Source organism: Coleofasciculus sp. H7-2, from assembly GCF_042747725.1.
In the GTDB taxonomy this organism is placed as follows: Bacteria; Cyanobacteriota; Cyanobacteriia; order Cyanobacteriales; family FACHB-T130; genus FACHB-T130.
Map to the genome: position 1 here is coordinate 1 of NZ_JBHZGO010000089.1, position 24,986 is coordinate 24,986.

22 protein-coding genes are annotated in these 24,986 nt (G+C 44.0%); 8 read left to right on the plus strand and 14 right to left on the minus strand.

Features of this window, described 5'->3' with window-relative positions:
- Positions 1-130: 130 nt before the first annotated feature.
- The 3 genes from ACFW2W_RS17955 to ACFW2W_RS17965 form a co-directional block, all read right to left on the minus strand.
- Entirely contained in the window at positions 131-328 is a 198-nt protein-coding gene (locus ACFW2W_RS17955; RefSeq protein WP_378181054.1) for a hypothetical protein, read from the minus strand.
- 62 nt (positions 329-390) lie between these two features.
- Positions 391-594 (minus strand): hypothetical protein, encoded by a 204-nt coding sequence (locus ACFW2W_RS17960; RefSeq protein ID WP_378181057.1) that lies wholly within the window; start codon positions 592-594, stop codon positions 391-393.
- Between the two features lie 22 nt (positions 595-616).
- Entirely contained in the window at positions 617-841 is a 225-nt protein-coding gene (locus ACFW2W_RS17965; RefSeq protein ID WP_378181060.1) for a DUF433 domain-containing protein, read from the minus strand.
- 557 nt (positions 842-1,398) lie between these two features.
- On the opposite strand from ACFW2W_RS17965, the gene ACFW2W_RS17970 reads away from it, so the two are divergent.
- Entirely contained in the window at positions 1,399-1,782 is a 384-nt protein-coding gene (locus ACFW2W_RS17970; RefSeq protein WP_378181063.1) for a DUF4346 domain-containing protein, read from the plus strand.
- On the opposite strand, the gene psb32 is transcribed toward ACFW2W_RS17970, so the two are convergent.
- Positions 1,779-2,504, minus strand: a complete 726-nt coding sequence (gene psb32 / locus ACFW2W_RS17975) for a photosystem II repair protein Psb32 (RefSeq protein WP_378181067.1) — start codon at positions 2,502-2,504, stop codon at positions 1,779-1,781. The two genes, ACFW2W_RS17970 and psb32, sit on opposite strands and share 4 nt — an antisense overlap.
- 176 nt (positions 2,505-2,680) lie before the next feature.
- Here psb32 and ACFW2W_RS17980 point away from each other — a divergent pair, with 176 nt between their 5' ends.
- Together ACFW2W_RS17980 and ACFW2W_RS17985 are read left to right on the plus strand one after the other, a co-directional pair.
- Positions 2,681-2,920: a hypothetical protein gene (locus ACFW2W_RS17980; protein ID WP_378181070.1), complete on the plus strand. Its 240-nt coding sequence runs from the start codon at positions 2,681-2,683 to the stop codon at positions 2,918-2,920.
- Positions 2,921-3,614: 694 nt separating this feature from the next.
- Positions 3,615-4,604: a pentapeptide repeat-containing protein gene (locus tag ACFW2W_RS17985; protein ID WP_378181072.1), complete on the plus strand. Its 990-nt coding sequence runs from the start codon at positions 3,615-3,617 to the stop codon at positions 4,602-4,604.
- Positions 4,605-4,737: 133 nt separating this feature from the next.
- On the opposite strand, the gene ACFW2W_RS17990 is transcribed toward ACFW2W_RS17985, so the two are convergent.
- Together ACFW2W_RS17990 and ACFW2W_RS17995 are read right to left on the minus strand one after the other, a co-directional pair.
- Entirely contained in the window at positions 4,738-4,875 is a 138-nt protein-coding gene (locus ACFW2W_RS17990; protein WP_378181075.1) for a DUF2945 domain-containing protein, read from the minus strand.
- Between the two features lie 71 nt (positions 4,876-4,946).
- On the minus strand, positions 4,947-5,099 hold the full coding sequence (locus tag ACFW2W_RS17995) for a hypothetical protein (RefSeq protein WP_378181078.1): 153 nt from the start codon (positions 5,097-5,099) through the stop codon (positions 4,947-4,949).
- Between the two features lie 626 nt (positions 5,100-5,725).
- On the opposite strand from ACFW2W_RS17995, the gene ACFW2W_RS18000 reads away from it, so the two are divergent.
- The gene (locus ACFW2W_RS18000; protein ID WP_378181081.1) at positions 5,726-7,183 is read left to right on the plus strand and encodes a heme peroxidase family protein; all 1,458 of its coding nucleotides are present in this window, start codon (positions 5,726-5,728) and stop codon (positions 7,181-7,183) included.
- Positions 7,184-7,573: 390 nt separating this feature from the next.
- Here the strand turns inward: ACFW2W_RS18000 and ACFW2W_RS18005 are convergent, their stop codons facing one another.
- From ACFW2W_RS18005 to ACFW2W_RS18015, 3 genes are all read right to left on the minus strand, one after another.
- Entirely contained in the window at positions 7,574-8,863 is a 1,290-nt protein-coding gene (locus tag ACFW2W_RS18005) for a sensor histidine kinase (protein WP_378181365.1), read from the minus strand.
- A 178-nt stretch (positions 8,864-9,041) separates the two neighbouring features.
- Positions 9,042-10,862, minus strand: a complete 1,821-nt coding sequence (locus ACFW2W_RS18010; protein WP_378181368.1) for an EAL domain-containing protein — start codon at positions 10,860-10,862, stop codon at positions 9,042-9,044.
- Between the two features lie 285 nt (positions 10,863-11,147).
- Positions 11,148-15,860: an MHYT domain-containing protein gene (locus ACFW2W_RS18015; protein WP_378181084.1), complete on the minus strand. Its 4,713-nt coding sequence runs from the start codon at positions 15,858-15,860 to the stop codon at positions 11,148-11,150.
- Positions 15,861-16,421: 561 nt separating this feature from the next.
- Between ACFW2W_RS18015 and ACFW2W_RS18020 the strand changes: the two genes are divergently transcribed.
- Entirely contained in the window at positions 16,422-16,610 is a 189-nt protein-coding gene (locus ACFW2W_RS18020) for a hypothetical protein (RefSeq protein ID WP_378181087.1), read from the plus strand.
- A gap of 22 nt (positions 16,611-16,632) precedes the next feature.
- The gene (locus ACFW2W_RS18025; RefSeq protein ID WP_378181090.1) at positions 16,633-17,034 is read left to right on the plus strand and encodes an STAS/SEC14 domain-containing protein; all 402 of its coding nucleotides are present in this window, start codon (positions 16,633-16,635) and stop codon (positions 17,032-17,034) included.
- 36 nt (positions 17,035-17,070) lie between these two features.
- On the opposite strand, the gene ACFW2W_RS18030 is transcribed toward ACFW2W_RS18025, so the two are convergent.
- A complete protein-coding gene (locus tag ACFW2W_RS18030) occupies positions 17,071-17,268 on the minus strand; it encodes a hypothetical protein (protein WP_378181093.1) in 198 nt (65 codons plus the stop codon).
- A 37-nt stretch (positions 17,269-17,305) separates the two neighbouring features.
- A complete protein-coding gene (locus tag ACFW2W_RS18035) occupies positions 17,306-18,475 on the minus strand; it encodes an NB-ARC domain-containing protein (protein ID WP_378181096.1) in 1,170 nt (389 codons plus the stop codon).
- Positions 18,476-18,674: 199 nt separating this feature from the next.
- Between ACFW2W_RS18035 and ACFW2W_RS18040 the strand changes: the two genes are divergently transcribed.
- A complete protein-coding gene (locus ACFW2W_RS18040; protein WP_378181099.1) occupies positions 18,675-19,079 on the plus strand; it encodes a hypothetical protein in 405 nt (134 codons plus the stop codon).
- A 91-nt stretch (positions 19,080-19,170) separates the two neighbouring features.
- On the opposite strand, the gene ACFW2W_RS18045 is transcribed toward ACFW2W_RS18040, so the two are convergent.
- The 3 genes from ACFW2W_RS18045 to ACFW2W_RS18055 are packed head-to-tail and all read right to left on the minus strand — an operon-like array spanning position 19,171 to position 23,638.
- Complete coding sequence (locus ACFW2W_RS18045; protein WP_378181102.1) at positions 19,171-19,539, minus strand: aspartyl protease; 369 nt, start codon at positions 19,537-19,539, stop codon at positions 19,171-19,173.
- Positions 19,536-19,853, minus strand: a complete 318-nt coding sequence (locus ACFW2W_RS18050; protein WP_378181105.1) for a hypothetical protein — start codon at positions 19,851-19,853, stop codon at positions 19,536-19,538. Before ACFW2W_RS18050 ends, ACFW2W_RS18045 begins: the two co-directional genes overlap by 4 nt.
- A gap of 56 nt (positions 19,854-19,909) precedes the next feature.
- Positions 19,910-23,638, minus strand: a complete 3,729-nt coding sequence (locus ACFW2W_RS18055) for a hydantoinase B/oxoprolinase family protein (RefSeq protein WP_378181108.1) — start codon at positions 23,636-23,638, stop codon at positions 19,910-19,912.
- 365 nt (positions 23,639-24,003) lie between these two features.
- On the opposite strand from ACFW2W_RS18055, the gene ACFW2W_RS18060 reads away from it, so the two are divergent.
- A complete protein-coding gene (locus tag ACFW2W_RS18060) occupies positions 24,004-24,933 on the plus strand; it encodes a ribonuclease D (RefSeq protein ID WP_378181110.1) in 930 nt (309 codons plus the stop codon).
- Positions 24,934-24,986 lie beyond the last annotated feature (53 nt).

Genomic DNA, 24,986 nt, shown 5'->3' on the forward strand with positions numbered 1-24,986 from the left:
CGTCGTGCGTCAGGCAAACTGGAAAAGGCTTCCACAATGGCAAGCGTTCTCATAGCTCGATAAGAAAAATTCGTTGAGCTTTAGCTTACTGGATTTCACCCTCTCTGTCTAGAATGAAATAGCCCTGTACTCACCCCTCCAAGCCTACCTGCTTAACTATCTCCAAAGGTAGCTCTAGCGCCCCTGCAATTTGCTCATCGCTTAAGCCAAACTGCCGTAATTTAGCAATTGTTTCAAGCTTATTTTGATTTTTTGTGCGATTAAGTAGGTAGACATAATTAAACTCGCGCATCTGATGTAGGTTGGGTTGAGGAACGAAACCCAACATAGACGAGGGTTTGATGGGTAACGCTTAGTCGCTCTACCCATCCTACAAATAGTTATATCCATCTACTTAAGATTGAAAGTTTCAAACTGATTTTTCTCTGGAGTAGCAGTGGAGCGATCGGGACCAATATTAATATAACCAAGAATATTGTTATTACCAAAAGAAATATTTTGATTTCCTTGCCGTTCTAAAACAGATTTAAGATTACCTTTATCAACAGGTTCACCAAAGGCATCAGATAACATTTGCAAAAGCTCGTAACCCATTGGTCAAGTAGAAATCTCATTCTCAAGCAGGTACGAGGCGAACATCTTCAGCAGCTACCAGCGCGATCGCATATTGAAGACAGGCACGAATGTCCTCAACCTGTAAATCGGGATAGTAATCTCGAATGATTTCTTGAAAGGAAAGTTCTTCCTTGAGCAATTCAAGTACACTTTGCACGGTGATGCGTGTACCTGCTATGCAAGGTTTACCAAAGTGAATTTGAGTGTTAACCGAGATTCTGTCCATAAAGTCCCACAAAGTTGTACAGTATATTGATTGTAAGACATAGTTGATTGAAAGCGGTCTAATGCCGTTAAGCTGCAATGGTAAGGTAGGGTAGTTACGAGGTTGTCGGTGAGCGATAATTAATAGTATTTGTTTAATAGAAGTTTGGTAGGAATAATTGAGTTATAAAGGAACTGGCGATCGCTCCCTCTAAAAACATTACCTGTCAGCGAACAGGACGCAATTTGCTTTAGCTCTCGCCATGCGCGTCAGCGCTTTAGAGCAATACCGCTTCGCTACCGTCCACATCATCAACCTAATCGTTAAGTGACAGATACTCAAGCGCTTCTTTTACTATCAAAATATTTCGGCTAATCAAAATGACTGATTGCTAAATCAAGCTAGGAGATAGTGTCGAATAGGCGATCGCCCTCAGCCAAAAGATAACGTAAAAAGCCAGACCAGCCGCTAGGCGTTAGCATCAGCTGTTAGGCAATAGCCGTTAGACCGCAAAAAGAGAGAAGGCATTAAACTGAAAATATGTGGAAAAATAGTGTTTGGATAATGCCTGATTTTGTATGAATCAAACTGCTTTAACTTTAGCTGCCATTGATAACCAGCTTTCCAAGCGTCATATTCACCTCGATCCGGCTGGATATTTCATCATTTACCTGGATCGGGAAGCGGGGCTAATTTGTGCTAAACATTTCACAAATGTAATTAACGAACGTGGTTTAGCTGTCGATCCCGAAACTGGCAAACCCATCCCGGTGCGAGGCAAGGTAGAACGTACCCACACCGCTGTCTATACTGGCAGAACCGCTAAGGAACTTTGCGTCAAAATTTTTGAGCAAACTCAGTCCTCCCCAGTCACAATGCTGGATCATGCCGCTTATTTGGGGCGCGAATTTGTCAGGGCTGAGTTTGCTCTAATTAATGGGCAGGAGTACGTTCAAGACTAGCCTGAGAAGCCTTGATACCAAAAGTAAGTCACCATCGGAATGACAGTGGCAGCAAGCAGTAAGCCAACCACCCAGATAGTCGCGTTGCCAGTGTCGGTTTCTTCTGCTTTTTTAAACGTTCTTTCTACGTTAACCGTATCTTTGACTTCCGGCGGACCTGGGTCTGGCTCACCTGATAGTACGGCAATTAAGCGATCGCCTGCATCCGAGAAAGCTTGATTGTATTTGTCGCCTTCCCGCAATGGCACTTGCATGGTTTCCTCGGCGATGCTCTTGGCGATATCATCGCTCAAGACAGACTTTACCTTTTCACCCGTGCGAATGGCAGTGTTGTTTGTGACGCTATCAATCACCAGTAAAATTTGATTGGCTTGCGCTTCTGGTGTGGGAAACCATTTTTCAAACAACTGGTTGGTAAAACTTTCCACTGTTTCACCATAATCGAGGCGGCGGACGGTCACAAATCGCACTTGATTGCCTGTCTCGTTGGCTAATTTATCCAACTCGGTGTTAATTTGACCTTCGGTAAGGCGACTGAGGACTTCAGCTTTATCGAGAATCCAGTTGCGATCGCCTGCTGCTACATTGGGAATTTGATAAACGCCTGTAGCATTTACTGGCGCTGCTATCAGCTGAGTTGCCAGAACCATCAGCGCAATGGCTACTATCAGGCGCGTCTGGTATTTTATTCGAGGAAAGACTTGGGTGTGGAATTGTTTCATTGGATGAAATGACAAAAATGACTTTTTTCAAAAAATACTACACAAACTCCCCGAAAACTCACTTTCGGTGAAGTGAACGTGTTAGTTTTTAAAAATAGCCTTTTTCAGGCTATATCGAAAGTGAGCGCGATAGGTTAGCAAAATAATCAATAAAATCGCTCTGGATGGTGTCAGCTATGAGTTCACCAGAAATTTACAGGGGTTGGCTGATCGAAGCACGACCAGTATTCTGCGTTCAGGTTTGGAGTGCTGGTGGAGAATGTCTGATTCCCGTCCATAATGCCAAAACAGAGGCAGAGGCGCTGGAGTTGGCGAAGCGCTGGATCGATCTGCAAACAGCACCAGAAAATTCTCAGCCAAACCCGTTCGATCCGTTTTCCAATGAGATTGACTACGACGATGATATTCCGTTTTGAGCGATCGCATCCTTTGAGTAACCGCAGCGGTTTGGGATGATGCGATCGCTTCTTTTGTATCCTGCTTGTGTTTATCTTAGACAGAGTAGGTTGGTTGAGGCATGAAACCCCAACCTAAGTTGAATGGCACTGACGCAAAAAGCCTGGAAATAAATTTCACAGCCAGAAGCTAAAATAAGCTTTAGCTTACTGGTAAGCCGTTGAACCCGTTAAAACTCAGATATTGCACCAGTTGTAATAATCCGCCAGGGGTTCAAACCCCACAGCTTATAGCTCAAGTCCACGTTTCGTGGACTGGGGAAGAATTTCAGTCCATTTTAATGGACTTGATTGTGTTAGCCCGGAACTTGAGTTCCGGGCGGGATTGGCGGCTTGTTGAGAATGGTGCAAGATGTCAGTTAAAACGGGTTGCGAGCTTTTAGCCCAAACTTTAGTTTAGGGCTGAAGTTCGTCTCGCTCCTAGCAATGGAAAGATAGCGATCGCCTCTGGAGTGGCAAAACTCAGTTCGCTTCAGTAAAAGAAATGGAGACATCAACAGAGCGATCGCATTGTCTTAATTTCCATGTAAAAATTTTCATAAATCTTAAACTACCTACATCAAAAAAATGATCCAAAAGTTAACGTATTTTTGGCGATCTATTTGGGAACTCTAAAAATAGGCAAGTTATCGCTGAGAGAATCTGGAGAAATCATATGGATGCACAAGAACTAAAACAGCGCTATGAAGAAGGACAAAGGAATTTTAGTGGAGAAAATCTTATAGGGATAAACCTGGAAAGAGCAAATCTATCTGGGTCAAACTTTTCGGGAGCGCATCTATCAGCGGCAAACCTGAGTCGCGCAGTCCTAATCGGAACAAACTTCAGTGGAGCCTCCCTGCATCGAGCCGATCTGAGTTTTGCCAAAGTGAACGAAGCAAAATTCATAGAGACAGACTTAACAAAAGCCAACTTAAGAGGAGCTGTCCTCGTTAAGTCGGTGCTGCTAGGAGCAAAACTGAGTGGTGCAATCCTGACATCAGTAAATCTGCGTTTGTCAAACTTGTGCGGAGTCAACCTGTGTGGTGCAGACCTGCGGGGGATAAACTTGCGTTCGGCTAACCTGGTGGATGCCAATCTAAGTTGGGCAAACCTGAGTGGAGCCAGATTGAGCGGCGCATTGATGCGAGGAACGATACTCAACGGCGTACACCTGAGAGCAGCTTACTTAAATGGCGTCGATCTCAATGGCATAGACTTGGATGGAGTCAACCTCAGCGAGACCAAACTGAGTGGAGCTAATCTGAGTGGTGCCAACCTGACAGCCACAAATCTGTCTTCCGCCCAGATGCGTGTAACGATTCTATCTAGGGCAAATTTGCATGCATCTAATCTGACTCACGCTTCACTTACCAAAGCAGACTTATGTGAAGCGAACTTAAGTAAGGCAGATTTGAGTGAAGCCAATTTGAGTGAAGCTGACATGACAGGGGCAAACCTGAATATGGCAAACTTGCGTGAAGCCAACCTGAGTAAAGCAAGTTTGCGGGGAGCCTACTTGTGGGGAGCTAACTTAAATGTGACAGAAATGCGTGGAGCCGACTTGACTGGAGCTAGCCTGCGGGGAGCCTACCTGGAAGACTCTGATTGGCGAGAAGCAATCTTAACGGATGCAATCCTCCCTGATGGAACAATTCACGAATAGGCGGCGCTGGCTGGCATCCCTGGCGATACTTCTACCATTTCTATTTGTGAATGCTACAACATGAACTAAGAGGTAATTGGTCAGGACTCGCCGCACATCACCACATCTGGGGGCAACCACAGGGGGATTGCCCCTACAAAACGCTATATGTATAAGCTTTGCGTAAGTCCTGATCTGTAGGTGAAGTGAGCTTTTTCTTCACGGTGCCGCTGGTTTCACCTTGTGAAGTCTTCCATGTAACTTTGTCGCCTTTCTTCAATTGAGCGCTCAAAGTTCGACTCCTGCGTAATATTTCTTTATCTACTAACTGTCACATTCTGGGGGCTGATTTCCAGGGAGTAATCAGTCTGATTGCAGATTAGCAGCCCGAATGCCGCCACAAATATGCCTTTTGTAGGTGGTTGGTTGCCTATATGCGATCGCAGCTCTATACATTGGTTCGCGCTCAAATTTCCCCAGTAGCGATCGCGCCCAATTGCTTGATTTTAGTAGCATAATATTAAAAATTTTTCAAGTCGCACAATCGAGTGACACTCAACTGAGTTACCAAAAATAAGCGGCTGGCAAGGAACTTTCAGCAAAGGTTATATCTGTAAAGCAAAGGAATTTGGCTGGAAACCTGAAAATTAGTATTAGATGGGAGCAGTACCCTTTTGTTTTGTTATTGCCGATTTAAATTGCTGAAATTAATTACTATCCAATCTGCCACAATCTGCAATTTTAAATCGTCTAATTAGATACCATTTTTCTGGAATTACCTTTTTCCAAAAACATAACGAAATATTCATGAACATCCAAAATCTCTAATAAATGATTTTGCTGTGATTTGGGAACAAAGATTGTTTGCTAAAGCTACATTTTAGGATTTTGCAAATTTTATTTGGCAACGCCATTACTGATGAGCAGGGTAAATTCCAAATCGATTTTGAGGAATCCGAATTCCGCGACTCTTCCTAGATCGACAACCAGACCTCTTCTTTAAGATTTTTCAAAAAGCTCAGCTAATTAGAAGCACTGAAAATTCAATTTTGTGGAATCTGGAAGCAAGAAATACGGAAATTTCAATCGAGGTAGTCAAAACCAGTGCCACACACAACGGTAATCAACAAGGAGGAAACACAATGACTAGACACGGACAACTGTATCTAAGAGACCAAGTTCCACCTCGCTCCACTGCTTACGATCAAGGAAAGTTTGGTCGGCTGTTCCCGTCCTTACCCCCCTTTGCTAGCGACTCCCAATCAGTACGCGAGAGGTTGATGGAGCTTGGGAAACCAGGCGGTTTGATGGATGCAAGAGACGATTTAAACGCGACAGATCCCGTACCTGGAAGTTCTAGCAACGTCGATAACCCCAATATGACCGCAGGGTTCACTTTTTTGGGGCAGTTTCTGGATCATGATATGACCTTCGATCCCACCTCTAGTCTTGAGCGACAAAGTGACCCGGAATCTATTGAAAATTTCCGAACGCCTTTTCTAGAGCTAGATAACGTTTACAGTTCGGGTCGTGCAGCCACTCCTCACTTGTATGACAAAACAACGGGAGGCATCAAGTTCCTGATTGAGAAATTGGGTGGAGAAGGGTCGAAAGACGATCTCCCTCGAAATAGCCAAAATACCGCACTGATTGGCGACCCAAGGAATGATGAGAACACGATTCTTTCTCAGATGCAATTGGCGTTTCTGAAATTCCACAATCATGTTGTGGATTATGTCATTGATAGTGGAATCAAAGATCCCAACGATGCATTCACCGAGGCACAGGAGCTAGTTCGCTGGCACTACCAATGGATTATCGTGCATGAGTTCCTGCCTACAACTGTAGGACAGGATTTGGTAGATGAGATTTTGAAAAAAGGTCGGCGGTTCTACAACTGGCGCAACAAGCCATTTATCCCAGTTGAGTTTTCGGTAGCTGCCTATCGATTCGGTCACAGCCAAGTCAGACCGGGCTACATCGCTAATCATGGCACTAAGGATATGCCAGAATTCAGGGCACCGATTTTCAATTTCAGTTTAGACGCCAATCATCCCGATCCGAATGACCTGCGCGGTGGCAAACGCGCACCTCGGCGGTTTGTTGACTGGGATACCTTCTTCGATTTTAAAAACGGAAAAGTCAAGCCCAACAAAAAGATTGATTCTAAGCTCTCAAGTGCATTATTCACGCTGCCTTTTCCAGCACCCGGCTTGCCAGGACAAGGGGAACCAATCCGGTCGCTGGCGCAGCGCAATCTGCTGCGTCACCTCACCTTCAGCTTGCCGTCCGGTCAGGATGTAGCAAGAGCGATGGAAATCGATCCTCTCAGTCCATCCGATCTGCGCGACCTCAAGGATTTGGGATTCGACAAGCGAACACCCTTGTGGTTCTATATTTTGAAGGAAGCGGAGCTGAGAGTGCAAGGCAAGACACTCGGTCCTGTGGGCGGACGCATTGTTGCGGAGGTGTTCATCGGTCTGCTGGAAGGCGATCGCAAATCCTACCTCCGGCAATGCCCCAAGTGGAAGCCGATTTTAGGGCAAAAGCAGGACTTCAAGATGGTTGACCTGTTAAAGTTTGCGGGACTTGCCCCATAGGGAACTACTGAGTGCCCAAGGGCTAACTTTTGGGCCAGACTAAGTACCGACCGAGCGATCGCGCTTGTAAGTGCTGGCAATCTCTCACAAGCACGCAAGCAAAATTTATTCTCCACTAAGCTATAAGCGGCTGGATGAAAATCTACCCGCTTTTTTTCTGTGGTGAGGTTTAGCGATTCGCGTCCCGGAAAAGACATTTACCCGCACGACTCGATTTAGAAAAATTTTGCCGCAATCTCACAGCAACTTCACAAGCTAGTGCTAGCAGACAGCACAACATTATTAGGACTTACGCAGAGATCCCCCTTGCATCCCCCGATAAATTGGGGACTAAAAAAAGTTGCACATGGCGTCTCTCCCGCTTTCGGCTTAGTTTAAGTCTATGTAGCCTTAACTAAGATGTACTGAAATTTCAATCGTAAACTCTGCACCCTGTTCGGGGAATGAATGACACGTCAGCTGACCTTTATGCTTTTCTACTACAATCTCATAACTCGTCAATAACCCTAACCCGCTGCCTTTGCCTATAGGCTTTGTCGTAAAAAATGGGTCGAATAAACGCGATCGCATTTCCTCGGCAATACCAACACCATTGTCTTTAATTCGGATAATTATCGTTTCCCAGGCACTGAACTCAGTACTAATCCAAATCGTTGGACTTGAAGATTCAGAAAATTCTTGCCCAATCCCCAGTTCTAGAGCATCAATCGCATTATTCAAAAGATTAAGAAAGACCTGGTTAAGCTGACTAGCATAACAAGTAACCAAGGGTAAATCCCCATAGTTTTTTATCGTCTTAATCTCTGGACGTTTCCCTTCTTCCCTGAGTCGATGCTGCAACAATAATAAAGTGCTATTCAGCCCTTCATGGATATCTACAGCTTTAATATCTGATTCATTAAGTCGTGAGAAAATGCGTAAAGCAAGGAGCATTGTGCAGATACGTTCTACACCCGTCTGCATTGAGCCTACAAGCTTTTGGATATCTGAACTGAGAAAATCTAGGTCGATTTCTTGAATTGCTTTTTGAATGGGAAGAGTAGGTTTTGGATAATCTTGCTGATAGAGACAAACCAGATTTAGCAAGTCTTGAATATATTTGCGTGCCGGATCGAGATTGCTAGAGATAAAGCCAATAGAATTATTGATTTCATGAGCCATTCCTGCGGCTAATTGACCCAAACCAATCATTTTTTCTTTTTGAACCAGTTGTGCTTGAGCTTTCTTGAGATCGCCCAAGGCTTTTTGAAGTTGTGAGTTCTGCCCTTTTAACTGAGTTTGAAGGCTTTGAATCGTCAGTTGATTTTGAATTCTCACTAAAACTTCTTCAATTTGAAAAGGCTTGGTAATATAGTCTACGCCCCCAACCTGAAAAGCTTTAACCTTATCCAATACATCATCCAAAGCACTTAAGAAAATTACAGGTACAGAGGAAGTTTCAGTATCTTTTTTTAACCTTTCGCAAACTTCATAACCATTCATGCCCGACATATTAATATCCAACAATATTAAATCAGGCTGAAGTGTCTTAGCTGCGGTTAACGCCATCTGACCATTAATCGATTTACGAACGTTATATCCTTGCTCTAACAACAGAGAAGATAAAAAGCGAATGTTGTCTGGTGTATCATCAACTATCAGAATATCGGCTTTGAAAATATGAGCTGATTTTGCATTCATTGGGTTTTGAATTAAAAGTATATCAAAATTTTTCATTCGCGGATTATTACTGCCTCCGAAATAGTTAAGGTTTTTACAGAATCAACTATTATTTAAAGTTATTAACTTTTTTTGAAAGATGTTCGGCTTAAGTCAATAATTAATAAACTAGGTTTATTAGCATTAACTAAACTCTTTACTACCGATATTCCCGACTATCCAATGCAATTAAGTTTGTTGCTTTTTTGCCCTCTACAGCTTTAGAAAACAGATATCCCTGACCAAACTCACAATTTAAATATTTTAGTTGAGCTAACTGTTCGCTCGTTTCAATTCCTTCAGCAATTACGCTCATTTTTAGGGTCTGAGCAATCTTCATAATCGCCGGTATCAGTCCCAAACTATCTGCTTTTTCATCCAAATAGCTAATAAAAGAACGGTCAATTTTGAGAGTATCAACGGGAAAATTATATAAATAACTTAGAGAAGAATACCCTGTACCAAAGTCATCAATACACAACTGAATTTTACGCTCTCGAAGTTGCTGCATAATCGCTTTTACAGATTGAGTATTATTCATCAGAACACTTTCGGTGATTTCTAACTTCAAGCTTTGGGGATTAAGTTGAGTTTCCGCGAGAATTTGGTCAATTTGCTCAATTAAATCTGGCTGGGCAAACTGCCGCGCTGAAAGATTGACACTCATAAATAGGGGATAATCACTCTGTTTTTCTTGATACCATTGTTGAAGCTGATGGCAAGCTTCCCGCAAAACCCAATTGCCAATTTGGTTAATTAAACCTGTTTCTTCTGCTACAGGAATAAACAAGCTGGGAGCAACCATTCCTCGTTGAGAATGATGCCAGCGGACTAATGCCTCAAACCCAACAATCTTGCTGGTGTCAAGGGCAATAATCGGCTGATAGTGGACGATAAATTCTTGCCGTTCGATGGCTTTACGTAGGTCATTTTCTAGCTGTAAAACTTGAATCACAGCATCGTGCATCTTCGGGTCAAAAATTTGGTATTGACCTTTTCCTAAGGTCTTGGCACGATACATTGCGATGTCCGCATCCCGCAATAGATGTTCTGGTAGCTCGTAATTAATATTGCTCAAAGCAATGCCAATACTGGCGTTTATAAAAATTTCTTGTCTATTAAGTTGAAACGGAGAAGAGAAAGATTGAAGTATTCGATCTGCTACAAAGAGTACGCTGCTGATATTTTCAATGTTTGTCAAGATAATCGCAAATTCATCACCGCCTAACCGAGCCAAAGTATCATGTTGACTCAGTAATTTTTCTAAGCGACGAGCCAGACTAATCAGCAGTTCGTTACCGGCAAGATGACCTAGAGAATCATTAACTACTTTAAAGCGATCGCAATCAAGGAACAACACGGCAAACGCCTCTTCTGGACGTTCCTTGGAGCCTTTGAGAGCTTGTTCTAGACGCTCCATGAATAAAACTCGATTGGGCAAACCCGTGAGATTGTCATAAAGTGCCATTTTCAATAGTTGTTCTTGAAGGAGCATCCGCTCGTTGATTTCTCGCCTCAGTTCTTGATTCGCTACTTCTAGCTGCAAAGTCCGCTCTTTAACTCGTTCTTCAAGTTGGGCATTCAGTTGTTGGTTTTGAATTTTTGCTGCTCTTAACTCTAGTTGATTCTGAACGCGAGCTAAAACTTCTTCAAATTGAAAAGGTTTTGTAATATAATCTGCTCCGCCAACAGAAAAAGCTTTTACTTTATCAAAAGCCTCGCTGAGAGCGCTTAAGAAAATTACAGGAATCGCGGCAGTTTCTGGATCGGCTTTCAGTTTTTCACAAACTTCATAACCATCCATGCTAAGCATCATAATATCGAGCAAAATTAGATCGGGTGCAACCGTTTGTACCGCTGTCAGCGCCATTTGCCCACTCAATGCCTTGCGAATGCTGTAGCCTTGTTTCATTAGCAGAGTAGACAGAAAACGCAAGTTTTCAGGAGTGTCATCAACGATAAGAATGTCTTCTTTTTCCATAACAATCGGAAGATAATTTATTTCAAGTTTATCATCATCGTTTTTGGCGAAATGGTCATTGATTTGGGGTTTTATTGAAAATTGCATTATTCCTTCCATTTTCTAGTTTCTAGATCAAAGTTAATTATGAGCAATTCAAAAAATTGAACCCCATCAATCTCAGCCCCAAATCTTATTGCATTTCTCATTCAAAAAAATTTTCAATCACCCACCGTAGGCGGGAGAATAGAGGAAGGTAGTGAGAAAAAACCTATTTACCATCCTGAAAACAAGGTTTTTCAAGTCTTACTCCCGCTGGTAATGTGATAGAAGGGGCGGGGGATTGAGGGAGGTTTGCTGTGAGTTTTCCCCAGTAAGCTGTTTCCCAGTTGATTGAATTAATTCCATGATTTGCTCAAACTGAAAGTTCTCGACTAAATTGGTCAAAGCATTTATGACATACGAATTTTCTACGGGAATTTCTTGAAGGAGCTGAAGGAGGAAGAAATCGCTGCCTTGGGAAGCTGCATAATGTACCTGTTGTATCCATTCAGAGGGCATTGTGGCAATCTGAAGCGGGATGTCGGAATCGTCGGGAGCCTCTTGTAGATTTTGCCTTCTGCTTTCTGTGGGCAATGCTTCCTCCTCGTAGAGATATCGCACCCCTAGATATTTGTTCATTTTAAAGAGTAGTTCCTCTTCTCGAAAAGGTTTACGCACGAAGTCGTTGCATCCAGCTGACAAGATAACTTGTCTCTCTTCTTCAAAAACGCTGGCAGTTAGGGCAATAATTATTGTTGCCTGACCTTTTAAGGAAGCTCTAATTTTTTTGGTAGCTTCATAGCCGTTCATCACAGGCATCCGCATATCCATCCAGATTAGATGGGGTTCCCAACTCTCCCAAATTACCACGGCTTCTTGACCATTCTCAGCTTCTTGCACCTCAAAGCCCAACCAAGTGAGAAGCTTAACTAGGAGGAGACGATTTGTTAGCTTATCCTCTACCACTAGAACACGATAGGTGGGTTGGTTAGGAGCTAAACCGATAACTTTTTTATAGATAGATTGGGGTGTTTCAATCGCAATCTGTTCAACCAAACCTGCCTGAATGTCAAAGGAAAACTTGGCTCCCTGACCTGGATGACTACTAACAGCGATCGCTCCTCCCCCCATCAGTCGGACAAACTTTTGACTGATTGGTAAACCCAAACCCGTTCCTTGGCAGGATTTCAGCCCAACTGTGGTTTGTCCAAAAGCTTCAAACACCAGCTCGAATTCATTTGGGTCAATACCGGGACCAGTATCTTCCACTTCAAAGAACAGACGGATAAAAGGCGCAGGTGAGGGGTTATCTGCTTGCTCCCCGACATCCCTGCTTTCCGGCTCTCCTTGTTCCCCGGTAACGCGCAGGGTGACGCTCCCTATTTCAGTAAATTTGATGGCATTGCCGAGAAGGTTAATCAAGACCTGACGCAGTTTACTTTCGTCGGTTCTTACATATTGGGGCACAGATGCCGTGCATTCAAAGTTAAGCAAAATCCCCTGGGATGTGGCTTTCAGTTGTAGCATCTGTTCGAGACTATTGAGCAGACAATACAGGTCAAAGTCATTTTCATGTAGCGTGACTCGCCCTGCCTCGATTTTAGCCATCTCTAAAACATCGTTAATCAATGCCAGCAGATGATCGCCACTGCGGCTGATGATCTCCAGGTATTTCTGATGTTCGGCGGATAGGGAGGTATCTAGGTTCATCAATTGGGTAAAACCCAGGATGGCGTTGAGAGGTGTTCTCAGTTCGTGGCTCATGTTGGCAAGAAATTCGCTTTTAGCACGGTTGGCAGCATCGGCAGCTTCCTTGGCGATCATCAGTTCAGTTGACTGCTGTTGAGTTCGCGCTAGTAATTCTGCTTGTTGGATGGCAACTCCTAACTGTGCGCCAATCTGAACGACCATTTTGATTTCTGTCTCTTGCCATTGGCGAGAACCGGAATTTTGGTAAGTTGCTAGCAAGCCCCACAGTTGACTGCTATAGAAGATAGGAACGATGATGTAAGCTCGTGCTTGAAATCGCTCCAATAGTTCCAGGTAACAAGAGTTAAATCCAGCCTGGTAGATGTCTGGGACACAGCGATAACTGATTCCTTGGCGATAAATACCGCCTTGAGTTGCTTGCAAATAAGTATCTTGAATTGGCTCATCTGCATTTCCCAAAGTTTTGGCAACGCAACCTGCCTGGTTAACAGCTACCTTGGTCAGAGTGGATTCATGGCTTTGTTCGGGCACTAGCAAATTCCAGCCTTCTGCTACCGACTCCGATACAAATTCCCCACTCCAGTCGGGATGGAAACGATAGACACCGACGCGATCGCATTTGATAGCATGGCGTAGTTCTTCAGTTGTAGCGACAAAAATCTTGTCAATTTCTAAGGTTTGGCGCATTCGCTGAATCACGAAAGCGATCGCTTTTTCCCGTTCTGCACTCTCCTGTAATTCTGCTTTTGCTGCTTGACGTGCCTGAGTAATTGCGATGAATTCGTTGACTAATTTCAACCAATTAATTTCTTCTTGACTCCAGACTTTTGAAGAGCTAGTGACATCCAAACCCATAAAACCGACAACGGTACCAGAGTAAAGCGTCGGAACGGCAAGCCGGGACTGGATGCATTGGAGTTCCGTCAAGGTTGGTTCGGCAGCTACGGGTGGGAGTTCGGCAGGAATTTGAACCGTTTTGCCACTCAAAAGTTGACTGTGAACCCAGTGATGATTTTCAACGGGCAATCCTTGAAACTTATCGATAAATGGCTCAATGCCAAAGCCGCACCACTCGTGGGTCATTGTCAAGCAACTTTGGTGATTGTAGTAATTAAACAGGTAAGTGCGATCGCACCCCAAAAACTCGCCAACGACTTGCAAAGTGAAAGCGATCGCAGTATCTAATTTTTCGTCAATCAATGTCCGGGAAATTCGGCTCAAGCAACTGTCCATTGCCGCTCGTTTTGTTAGCAATTCCTCGGCTAACTTCCGCTCCAGCTCGGCTCCCGCTCTGGCGACAAAAATTTTCAAAATCATTTCTTTGTCGGGATTGTGAGCCATTGGCTGCACATCCAACACCGCCAAATTGCCAATTATATTGCCAGCAGAGTCTACTAACGGAATTCCCCAATAGCTTTGTGCGCCTAACTTCTCTAAATCTTGGTAGTTAGGAAAGAGTTTTTGTAGTTCTGATGGGTAAAAACGGCTCGTCCCCTCCAAGACGTTTTCGCAAGGAGTACCAGCCAAGTCGTACTCGAAGTTTTCGCCAAAGTCTTCGCCTGTCCAGAATGCCAAAGTCCGCACTCTAGTTTTAGTATCGTTTGCCAACTTACCAACCACAGCGTAGCGAACTCCCAGAACTTGGGCGAGATAGCGAACGCAGGAGCGAAAGAACTCATTGCCAGTTGCAGAAGCTGTCCCCTCAACAATTAATTGTAGTGCCTCTTCCTTCTGCTTGCGATCGGTAATATCAGTATGGGAACCTGCCACGCGATAGGCTGTGCCTGTTTCATCCCACAATGCCACTCCACGGGTGAGAATCCAGCGCCAGCTGCCATCTTTATGTAATGCCCGAAACTCTGCTTCGTAGTTGGGGATTTTTTTCGCTAAATAGGCAAACAACACCGTTAACACTCGCTCTGAATCTTCTGGGTGCAGCATTTGTTTGAAAGCATCGATGGTATTAGGAATTTCTAAGTCTTCATAGCCCAACATACCTTTCCAGCGAGGTGACAGATATGCATAACTTGTTTGAATATTCCAATCCCAAATCCCGTCGTTAACTCCTTCTACCGCTAAAGCAAATCGTTCTTCACTTTGGCGCAGTGCGGCTTCAGCTTGCTTTTGGTTCGTAATATCGCTGAGGGTGCAAATAATTCGTTCTACACTCTCATCCTCTGCTAGCTGCGGATCGGCATTTACTAGCAGCCAGCGTTGATTTTGACTCTCAGGATGCTCGATTCCCACAACAATATTATGAATCGGTCGGCGCTGGGCGATGCTGAACTGCACGGGTAGTTCTGTGGTTGGGAAGGGTGTACCATCTTCTTGCAGCAACAGCCAATTTGCACCAAATACTTGATGCGATAAATCTTCTGACTTGAGATTGAGCAGATGAATTGCCGCTTGATTGCAGATAAGAATTTCAGCATTGGCATTGAGCAGCAATACTCCTACCTGCATTTCCCGGATCAGCATCCGAAAGCGTTTCTCACTTTCCTGTAACGCTTGCTGTCGCACTAACTGCGCTGTTAAACGCCGATCGAATAGAGCGGTTAACAGGGCTAAGCTCAAAATGAACAGGGTAGCAATCCCGATGGCAATCGCCAACCAAGACTGAGTCATGGCGGGGGACGGCTCTACTGGAAGGACTTTGTGGGGAATAAAGTGAGTTGCCCACATTCCCGTGTAGTGCATCCCGCTGATGGCAATTCCCATAAGCAAGGCGCTGCCAAATTTCTGCCACAACAGTCCTTTTAAGGAGCGATCCTGGAGCCGAAATGCCAGCCAAAGTGCGGCAAAAGCAGCGATGATAGCGATCGCTACCGATAGGCTCACCAACCTCCAGTCATACTCAATCGTCGCCTGGATTTGCATGGCTGCCATACCTGTGTAGTGCATCCATGCAATGGCAATTCCCATACAAACGCCGCCGCCGATGACAAGCGGTATTGAAACAGCGCGACTCAGCAGCCACAAAGCAATGCTTGAGGCAAGAATCCCGCACATGAGGGAGAATAGGGTAATCCACACATCGTAGTTGACAGACTGTGGCAATTGGAAAGCCAGCATGGCAATGAAATGCATTGACCAAATTCCGGTTCCCATTGCCACTGCTCCACCCAAAAGCCAGAGCCGTCGCCCCCCTTCCACAGCAGAGCGCACTCGTGCGGCTAAGTCTAGCGCTGTGTAAGAGGCAATTACCGCGATCGCCAAGGAAAGTATTACCAAACCTATGTCATAAGTGCCAGTCATTGCGCTATGCATATCTTTTTCAACGTCGTTCGCAGATTGCTAAAAATCAATTGATATAAAAAAAGTTTTCCAGGGAAAGGAATGCATTTCTGAATAACTTCCTTCTCACCCTCATTTGCCGGTTTAATGCCCTGTCAACCTATCGCCCGTAAAAAGGAAGAATGAAAGCTCCCAATCCGATAAATTCGCCTAAAAAAGGAACTTTCACCGTTTTTAGACGAATTCATCAGCATTCGCCAGAATTGGATAATTAAATTTTTCGATAACTTGCTTTAAATTGTGTAATTTTATACTTGATTTTTTTGCTATCATAAGATAATACCTTCAGTTAAAGCGTCAGATTGGGACAGTAACAGTTCTGTCAACCACCTAAGCTAGCATTTTTTAATTAAATAAGCCCTAGTAAGAATTACTTATAAGACAGCTGCTGAACACTCACTTTTAGCAATTGGTTCAGTAGTCCTGTGGACAAAGAACTTCGGCAGTTCTGGCAATTAATGCAAATGAAGCCAAAAGTAAAATTACTTACTTTTCCTACTTTTCCTACTTGTTATTTGAGAGCTGCTGCGAGTATTGCCAAAGCCAAGCAGGTTTTGCTATTCAATCATTTTCGGTTCAACATATCATCCCCAGAAGTCGAAGGGTGGCGATCGCGCTTTTGATTTACTTCAACCAAAAGAAGCGCGATCGCTCTTTCTCCAGCCGCTGCGCGATCGCACTATTCATCTCAAGGTTATTATGCAGTTGATAGAATATCGCTAGATTCGCTAGCGAGAGGTGGAAAATGCCAACAGTTCAAGTTGAAGTACAACTATCTTCAGAAGAGTTGCTAAAGGCTGTTGAACAATTGAGCTTACCTGAATTAGAGAAATTTGTATCTCAAGTCCTCTTGCTACAAGCACAGCGCAAAGCTAATAGCCTACCGCAAGTCGAAGCTGAATTGTTAATAAAAATCAATCAAAGTATTCCTTCAGATATTCAGAAGTATTACGACGAATTGATTGCTAAGCGACAGGCTGAAACTCTCACGCCTACCGAGTATAGCGAGTTACTGCACTTGACCGAACAGATAGAAAAGCTGCAAGTGCAACGCATAGAATACTTGGCAGAGTTGGCACGTCTTCGTAAAATTTCGCTCACGGTATTGATGGAAGATTTAGGCATTCAGATACCAGCGTATGCCTGAAAGTCAAGGAAGACTTATAACATTTAAATCTAAGTTTTAACTGCGAGGATAGTGGGTTTTTACATAACAATTCACCACAGGCTGAAGTATGAAAAGTGTTTCGTTACCTTGTTTAGTTTTTTCTATCAACGAACGTCGTCCCAAAGATTGCATCACATCTAATAATTCTAAATGAGATAATTGCATATTCTCTGTAATTTCTAAAATAGAAACTGGCTCAGTTTCACTCGCCATAACGGACATCACCTTTTTTTCTAACTCTGATAAGCGATTAATACTGTTGAGTAATATAATATTTCAACTCTTCACTCAAAAATAGCGTGTCATACTTGGAAAATTCAGAAACTCTGCCACTAAATAAATCTTGAATCATTGTGGAAACTATCTTTAACCATAATGGGTTGGCTTGGTAGGTATTAATCAGTTTGTCCCATGTTTCCTCTTCAGCTAAACCTTTGTCTCTGAGTATTTCCCGTGCAGCTTCACCCAAACCATCTAGTTGTAATGAGCGAATTGGTCGATTTTCGCCTTCTAATGCAGCAAGTTCTCTAGGTTTATCCCAACTGTTCAGCACTACACAACTGTTATGGGATAGTTCTCCTAATCGTCTGAATAGTAAGCCATAATTCTCATATCCTGGTTGATAGTTTCCAGCGAGTTGTCCGCTGCTAAGAACCATCTGCACATCATCTAGTATGAGCAGACATCGGTGCTTTTTCAGATACTCCATCAATTGCGATAGTCTACAATCTGAATTTTCTGGTAACTCGGTTTCTTGATAGATAGAAAAAAATTGAATCAAGTTTTTCTCAATTAGTTTGAGGGGTGGTGAGTCGCAAAGACTCCGCCAAATTACATATTCAAATTTATCCTGAATTTGTTCTACCAATTTTACAGCCAGAGCCGTTTTACCAATACCACTAATTCCCAGCAGTGTTACTAGGCGACAGCGTTCTTGCACAATCCATTTTTCTAGCTTAGTCAGTTCCTCACTACGTCCATAGAAAGGCGAGACATCCGGCGCATCCCCCAAATCTTGACGCACCTTGATGGGATTATCTTCGTGAGAGGTTTGCTTATTGCTTGGCGTGGTTGTAACTTTTGGAGATTGCAAAGTATCTGCACAGATATTAACGTTACCAATCCCTACAAAGTCTTGTGCGAAATTTGATGAAATGATAGAGACTTGCCACCTTTCCAAGGTTGAGCGAAAATTTGCTCTACTAACATTTTCTCCTAATACATCTGAGAGAATCTTCCACAATTCAGATGCAACATCCCTGACATGACCTTCGGTGCAGTGGGATTCCTCTGCTATTTTTGAGTATTTATTACCTTGACAAACACCCCGTAATATAGCCTCTTGCAGATCGTCCAGGTGTTTTCCAGTCTTATCAAAAATTAGGCGATCGGCAAGCCTTAAGACTTCTTTAACATCCATTGGTCGGTTACATCCGAGGTTTTACCTATTATAATCCTACTTTTTCCGACTTTCTCCGAGCCGACCAACTAAATCCGACTTTTTCTTACTTCATTAGATGCTGAAAAATTATAAACTTGCCTACATTATCCGGCTTACAAAACTCATATAAAGCGATATTTGTATATTTATAGGATAGTCTAGGAGTCAGCAAATAACGATGAACGTACACCGGAATAAAAATTATCTCAAAAAGATGCTCAGTATAGCCGGAGTTGCTAGTACCAGCGTTTTTCTGGTTTTTCCAGCTTTTGCACTGGATAATCACAATGAAAATAACTCTAATGGCTGTTTAACTAACTATGTTTCCCAAATTGACTCAACTACGAAAAGTACAGGAGTAGTAGCTCAAAGCCCCACAGAAAATGGTCAGTGTGTTAATGCAAAAACCGGAAGTTTTATATGTTTAAATAATCCGAATCCTGCTTGTGGGAATCCTGTAGGATCTCGCATAACTAATATCACACCTATAAGAGAAAGTCCTGCTAGACCTGGCTCTTTTGCGTGTTTAAATAATCCAAGCTCCGAGTGTGGTAATCCTCCAAGCTTTAGAATCTGTCCATAGTTTTAGCTGGTCAGAGCGCGATCGCACTATTCTAAAAGGGCGATCGCGCTTTTGATTTACTTCAACCAAAAAAAGCGATCGCTTTCTCTTTTTACCCCAGCGTCAACACTCCCGCCGAAAAATTCACCGATAGTGGCAGCCTTTTTAACCACTGTAAACCTAGTAGAGGTTCGGCAATTCCTGCTCCCGCCAAAACTGGGATAATATATTCAACTTCATCTAGTACAACTCTTCCCTCATATATATCAAAAAACTCCTCGCCCCGTGCCAGTTGCATAGCTCGTTCACTTTCAACCTTATGCCATCCTAGGCTTTGGACATCTTGAGTATCAAGTGCCAGCCAGCCTGTTGTAAAGCCCGTATCTAATAACACTTCAAGGGGTAATTTTTCTCCATCATCTGCAATTAAATCAATTTCAAAAATTAGCTCTCCCCTCTCACCGAACTTGCCTGAAATCATATCTTGCCACAAGTTCCAGTTTCATTAAGACGCATGACACCTACCATACCAGTAGGGTATTTTTCACGAGCCTTTTGAACAGCTATTTCTTCATCGATATCAATAAAATAATCCCCACTGTTTGGTTCAATAATCATGAACCAGTTGTAATGGTCATTTATCAGTTGAGGGCTAACTTGTGCAAAAATCTCTCGATAACGCTGACCACGGGCATTTTTTTCAGCTTCTTGTCTGGCTAGTTCTTCTGGCAGTATTGTATATTCAGGGAATATTCTACCTTGACGACGCAGACGAGTTGGTTTGGTTTGAGTCATAACTTGGCTTTCTTATTTAAGGATAAGTGTTGGTTTTATCATGTATTAATTATAGGTTACATATTGTTGGCAATTCCATAACCTCCACCTCCAGGCGTCTCAATAACAAACACATCACTGGGTTGCATTTCTACAACCCCTGTACTTCCCAATTCCTCAACAGTTCCATTACTACGTTGGACAGAATTTTTACCCAATGCACCCGATCCGCCACCGTGCAATCCAAAGGGAGAAATTACACGACGACTTGATAAAATTCCAGCAGTCATTGGTTCAAGAAAACGAAGGCGACGGATAACACCATTACCGCCGCGATGATGCCCATTCCCACCACTATTGGGACGAATAGCAAAACTTTCTAAAAGGATGGGAAATCGCCATTCTAATACTTCTGGATCGGTGAGGCGGGAGTTTGTCATGTGAGTTTGTACGGCGTCGGTGCCGGGGAAATTTGCGCCAGCACCAGAACCACCGCAGATAGTTTCGTAATATTGATAGCGATCGCTTCCAAAGGTAAAATTATTCATGGTTCCTTGGGAAGCTGCCATTACCCCCAGCGCCCCATACAAAGCATCGGTAATGTTTTGCGAAGTTTCCACATTTCCCGCCACTACAGCAGCAGGATAACGCGGATTTAACATACACCCTTCGGGAATAATAATTTCCAAAGGTTTGAGACAACCAGCATTGAGGGGAATATCGTCATTCACTAAAGTGCGGAAGACATACAATACTGCTGCCTTGCACACTGCTGCTGGTGCGTTGAAATTGCTAGGTTGCTGAACAGAAGTGCCGGTAAAATCTATTTTGGCGCTGCGAGTTGATTTGTCGATGGTAATTGTAACTGCGATCGCGCTGCCATTATCCAGAGGACAGGTGAAACTGCCATCTTTGAGAACCTCGATAACCCGACGTACAGACTCTTCTGCATTGTCCTGCACAAAGCCCATATAAGCTTGCACCGTCTCTAAACCATAATGAGCCATCATTTTGTGGAGTTCCTGCACGCCGCGTTCGTTGGCGGCAATTTGTGCTTGCAAATCTGCAATATTTTTACTGGGATTTCGCGCTGGGTAAGCGCTAGATGCAAGCAGTTCCAGCAGTTCTTTTTCTCGAAAATGTCCCCGTCCAAGTTGGAAATTATCAAGTAGCACTCCTTCTTGTTCTACCGTGGTGCTGTTTGGAGGCATGGAACCTGGGGTGATACCGCCGATATCTGCATGATGTCCCCGCGAGGCGACGTAGAAGAGGGGAAGAGTGGGAGGGGAGATTGTAGAGTCGCGATTTATCGCGTCTGGAGAGGAAGCAAATACAGGGGTAATAACGGTAATATCGGGTAGGTGCGTGCCGCCGTTGTAGGGATTGTTCGATGCAAAAACATCTCCCGGTTTGATAGTGTCGCCAGTGTCAATTAAACTTTTGACACTTTCACTCATGGAACCCAGATGCACGGGAATATGGGGGGCGTTAGCGACTAGCTGCCCGTTTTGGTCAAAAATTGCACAGGAGAAATCTAAGCGTTCTTTGATGTTGACTGAAGAACTGGTATTTTGCAGAGTGATACCCATTTGTTCAGCGATCGCGCGAAACAAATTATTGAAAATCTCTAGCATCACCGGATCGGGGCGATTCTGGATTTTAGATTCTGGATTTTGGATGGATAATTGTAAATCTGCCGAACGCTGCAAAATCAGATGATTGCGATCGCTTAGTTGTGCCTGCCAACCGGGTTCAATCACATTCGTACCCGTCGCATCGGCAACGATCGCAGGGCTAGAAATGCAGTCTCCTGGTTGCAAATCCTCTCGCTTATACACTGGCGTCTCGTGCCACCGATCCGCCGTATACATTTGTACAGTTGCCACCGGCGAGGGAAGTTCAGCGCTGCGACGCTCAATTATTGATTCCTCTACCACCTCCGTCTTCGCCACCACCTCAACCGAAACCGCCTCTACAATCAGCCTTTTATCTTCCACAACAAAGCCGTAACGCTGCCGATGCGACTCCTCAAACCGCCCCCTCATCGCCCCTGTATCCCCAAAATCTACAATCAGCGCCGAATCAGTTCCCTCATACCGTAAATGCACCTTCCGAATTATCTGAACCTCCTCTTCCTGCGCGTCTTTGCGGTTTAACTCCTCCTCTCCCTCTGTTGCCAACTCCGCCAATATCCGATCTAGCGTCGGTAGCAATTCCTCACTCAGCTGTGCCTCCACCGCCCGTTCCCGCAGCACCCGCACATCTGCCAAACCCATACCATAAGCCGATAACACGCCAGCGTAGGGATGCAGAAACACCTGCTTCATCCCCAAGGCATCGGCAATCAGACAAGCGTGTTGTCCCCCCGCACCACCAAAGCAGCACAAAGTATATTCCGAAACGTCATAACCGCGCTGGAGGGAGATTTTTTTAATCGCACTCGCCATTTTTTCAACAGCGATCGCTAAAAATCCAGCCGCCACCTGTTCCGGCATCCGGTTGTCGCCAATTTCTGCCGCCAGTTGAGTAAACTTTTGCCGCACCACTTCTGCATCCAGCGGCAAGTCTCCGTTCGATCCAAACAATTTCGGGAAAAACTCCGGTTGCAACTTGCCCACCATCACATTGCAATCCGTCACCGTCAGCGAACCGCCTTTTCCATACGCAGCGGGACCCGGATTCGCCCCCGCTGATTCGGGACCCACGCGATACCTCGCACCATCGAAGAAGAGAATCGAACCGCCACCGGCAGCAACCGTATGAATTGCCATCATCGGCGTTCGCAATCGCACCCCGGCAACTTCCGTTTCAAAGGTGCGTTCGTATTCGCCATTGTAGTGGGCGACATCGGTAGAAGTGCCGCCCATATCAAAGCTGATGATTTTGTTGAATCCCGCCATCAAGCTTGTCTGTACCGCGCCGACAATGCCCCCAGCCGGACCAGATAAAATACTGTCTTTCCCTTGAAACTGTTGGGCATCGGCAAGTCCACCGTTGGATTGCATGAACTGTAGGGGCGGGGAAAAGCCTCTCTCCTTGTCGGAGAAGGGTTGGGGAGAGGTTAATCCAGATGTATTGTCTCCGCCCGTACCACCCAACTGACTTGCCACGCGATCTACATATCGGCGCAAAATGGGTGACAAATAAGCATCAACGACAGTGGTATCGCCGCGACTTACCAACTTCATCAACGGGCTAACTTCGTGCGACACCGAGACTTGGGTAAAGCCAATTTTCCGCGCTAACGCCGCGACTTGCTTTTCGTGTTCGGGATAGCGATAGCCGTGCATGAAGGCGATCGCGCACGAGCGAATACCGTCGTCGTATGCTTGTTGTAGAGACGCAATATATCCTGTTTCTACCGGGATTAATTCTTCGCCTTGGGCGCTGTAGCGTTCCTCGACCTCAATCACTCGCTCGTAGAGCATCTCTGGCAATACAATGTGACGGGCGAAGATATCGGGACGATTTTGGTAGCCGATGCGGAGGGCATCTCGAAATCCCTGAGTAATCACCAGAAGAGTGCGATCGCCTTTGCGTTCCAGCAGCGCATTCGTCGCCACTGTCGTTCCCATCTTGACAACCGCAATCTGTTGCGATGGAATGGGTGCATCTGCCGCAATTCCCAAAATGTCCCGAATCCCCTGCACTGGCGCGTCAGTATAGCGTTCGGGATTCTCCGACAGCAGCTTATGAATTACCAGTTGTCCATCCGGACGCCGCGCCACAATATCAGTAAACGTACCACCGCGATCGATCCAGAATTGCCAGCGGTTATTCCCGTGGGAAGGTTGATTGGAATGCATAATAAAAAATAATCGGGCTATCTTGATGATAAAATCTTTCTGAGTAATTCTTATTATAAATACAGTTGCTAGTTTGTTCGGTTTTAATTTAAAAATAGCCAATTTACTTTAATAACCATATTTTTTAATATAAAAATGCTTTTTTGCCCTAAAAAATCTTTTAAGTTCGTAGGTTGGGTTGACGTAGGAAACCCAACATCTGCACGGGTTACGCTATTGCTATCCCATTCTACAAATAATTACTCCCACCTACTTATGAAAATGCTTTTTTGTAAAAAAAGATTAGATTATAATTTTGGTTAAAAAGTTAAACTAACAAATATAAATGTAACTCAGTTTTTTATAGCAAAAGGATGTTTTAGATAATGCCTTATCTCACCGAAGCCAGTAAAATCAAACTTATAATTGATGAATATTCAAAGCGTCAACTTTTATATTTAGATACAGAAGTTGCTGATTATAATACTCGCAAGCCGAAACTCTCTTTAATTCAAATACTAGATGACTTCACCGATGTAAGTGGTGAAAGTGTTTGTATTTTAGATGTTTTAGAACAACCTGAAATCGCAGAAATATTTATTGAAAAAATTATGCTTAATCCCGCGATTGAAAAAGTGTTTCACAATTCTAGCTATGATGTGAAGTTCTTAGGAAAAACTAAAGCTAAAAATGTAAGTTGCACTTTAGAAATTGCTAAATCAATACCTTACTATTTATTGCCAGTGCCAAATTTACAATTGAGAACTCTGGCAGAAAACCTGTGCTATTTTCCCAATGTAGACAAAACCGAACAAGGCAGCGACTGGGGAGTGCGATCGCTGACAGAAAACCAGCTACATTATGCAAAGATGGACCCAATTTATCTGGCTCATGTGCATCAGCGACTGTTGGAATTAACTCAATTGAGTAGTCCAAATCCAGAACAGGAAGATGTAACAGCCCTAGCCCAACGCTATCGAGAAATTGAGCAGCAATGGAAGTTGCTGGATACAGAAATTAACCACATCCAAAACAGGCTCAAAGCAGCAATGCAGGCACAGGAATTATCAGAAACCAAGTATTTCCAGCTATCTAGTTATGAGCGAACTACAAAAAAAGTTGCGTTTAATCAGTTGGCAAGACTGGCAGAAATTCATGGAATTGATTTAGAGTTTCCGGTGACGCTGACACAAAATCTTCAGAAAGAACTGGGAGACTTGATCTCGGAACTTCCAGTGGAAGAGGAGAAAAGTACCAATGTGCGGCTGACTCCCAAAGAACAGGAAGACGAAGAGGATGATGATATTCCATTTTAGGGAAAATTCTGGTAACTTAGATTCCAGATTTTTATCCGGAATAGCAGTCTGTT

What these genes read in the sequence shown, in the direction of transcription:
- ACFW2W_RS17960 (WP_378181057.1), bottom strand. Translation starts at nt 594, where the DNA reads ATGGGTTACGAGCTTTTGCAAATGTTATCTGATGCCTTTGGTGAACCT.
- ACFW2W_RS18025 (WP_378181090.1), top strand. Translation starts at nt 16,633, where the DNA reads ATGCCAACAGTTCAAGTTGAAGTACAACTATCTTCAGAAGAGTTGCTA.
- ACFW2W_RS18050 (WP_378181105.1), bottom strand. Translation starts at nt 19,853, where the DNA reads ATGACTCAAACCAAACCAACTCGTCTGCGTCGTCAAGGTAGAATATTC.
- ACFW2W_RS17980 (WP_378181070.1), top strand. Translation starts at nt 2,681, where the DNA reads ATGAGTTCACCAGAAATTTACAGGGGTTGGCTGATCGAAGCACGACCA.
- ACFW2W_RS18015 (WP_378181084.1), bottom strand. Translation starts at nt 15,860, where the DNA reads ATGCATAGCGCAATGACTGGCACTTATGACATAGGTTTGGTAATACTT.
- ACFW2W_RS17970 (WP_378181063.1), top strand. Translation starts at nt 1,399, where the DNA reads ATGAATCAAACTGCTTTAACTTTAGCTGCCATTGATAACCAGCTTTCC.
- ACFW2W_RS17985 (WP_378181072.1), top strand. Translation starts at nt 3,615, where the DNA reads ATGGATGCACAAGAACTAAAACAGCGCTATGAAGAAGGACAAAGGAAT.
- ACFW2W_RS18035 (WP_378181096.1), bottom strand. Translation starts at nt 18,475, where the DNA reads ATGGATGTTAAAGAAGTCTTAAGGCTTGCCGATCGCCTAATTTTTGAT.
- ACFW2W_RS18055 (WP_378181108.1), bottom strand. Translation starts at nt 23,638, where the DNA reads ATGCATTCCAATCAACCTTCCCACGGGAATAACCGCTGGCAATTCTGG.
- ACFW2W_RS18000 (WP_378181081.1), top strand. Translation starts at nt 5,726, where the DNA reads ATGACTAGACACGGACAACTGTATCTAAGAGACCAAGTTCCACCTCGC.
- ACFW2W_RS18040 (WP_378181099.1), top strand. Translation starts at nt 18,675, where the DNA reads ATGAACGTACACCGGAATAAAAATTATCTCAAAAAGATGCTCAGTATA.
- psb32 (WP_378181067.1), bottom strand. Translation starts at nt 2,504, where the DNA reads ATGAAACAATTCCACACCCAAGTCTTTCCTCGAATAAAATACCAGACG.
- ACFW2W_RS18010 (WP_378181368.1), bottom strand. Translation starts at nt 10,862, where the DNA reads ATGGAAAAAGAAGACATTCTTATCGTTGATGACACTCCTGAAAACTTG.
- ACFW2W_RS18060 (WP_378181110.1), top strand. Translation starts at nt 24,004, where the DNA reads ATGCCTTATCTCACCGAAGCCAGTAAAATCAAACTTATAATTGATGAA.
- ACFW2W_RS17995 (WP_378181078.1), bottom strand. Translation starts at nt 5,099, where the DNA reads ATGCTACTAAAATCAAGCAATTGGGCGCGATCGCTACTGGGGAAATTT.
- ACFW2W_RS18005 (WP_378181365.1), bottom strand. Translation starts at nt 8,863, where the DNA reads ATGAATGCAAAATCAGCTCATATTTTCAAAGCCGATATTCTGATAGTT.
- ACFW2W_RS17965 (WP_378181060.1), bottom strand. Translation starts at nt 841, where the DNA reads ATGGACAGAATCTCGGTTAACACTCAAATTCACTTTGGTAAACCTTGC.
- ACFW2W_RS18030 (WP_378181093.1), bottom strand. Translation starts at nt 17,268, where the DNA reads ATGGCGAGTGAAACTGAGCCAGTTTCTATTTTAGAAATTACAGAGAAT.
- ACFW2W_RS18045 (WP_378181102.1), bottom strand. Translation starts at nt 19,539, where the DNA reads ATGATTTCAGGCAAGTTCGGTGAGAGGGGAGAGCTAATTTTTGAAATT.
- ACFW2W_RS17955 (WP_378181054.1), bottom strand. Translation starts at nt 328, where the DNA reads ATGTTGGGTTTCGTTCCTCAACCCAACCTACATCAGATGCGCGAGTTT.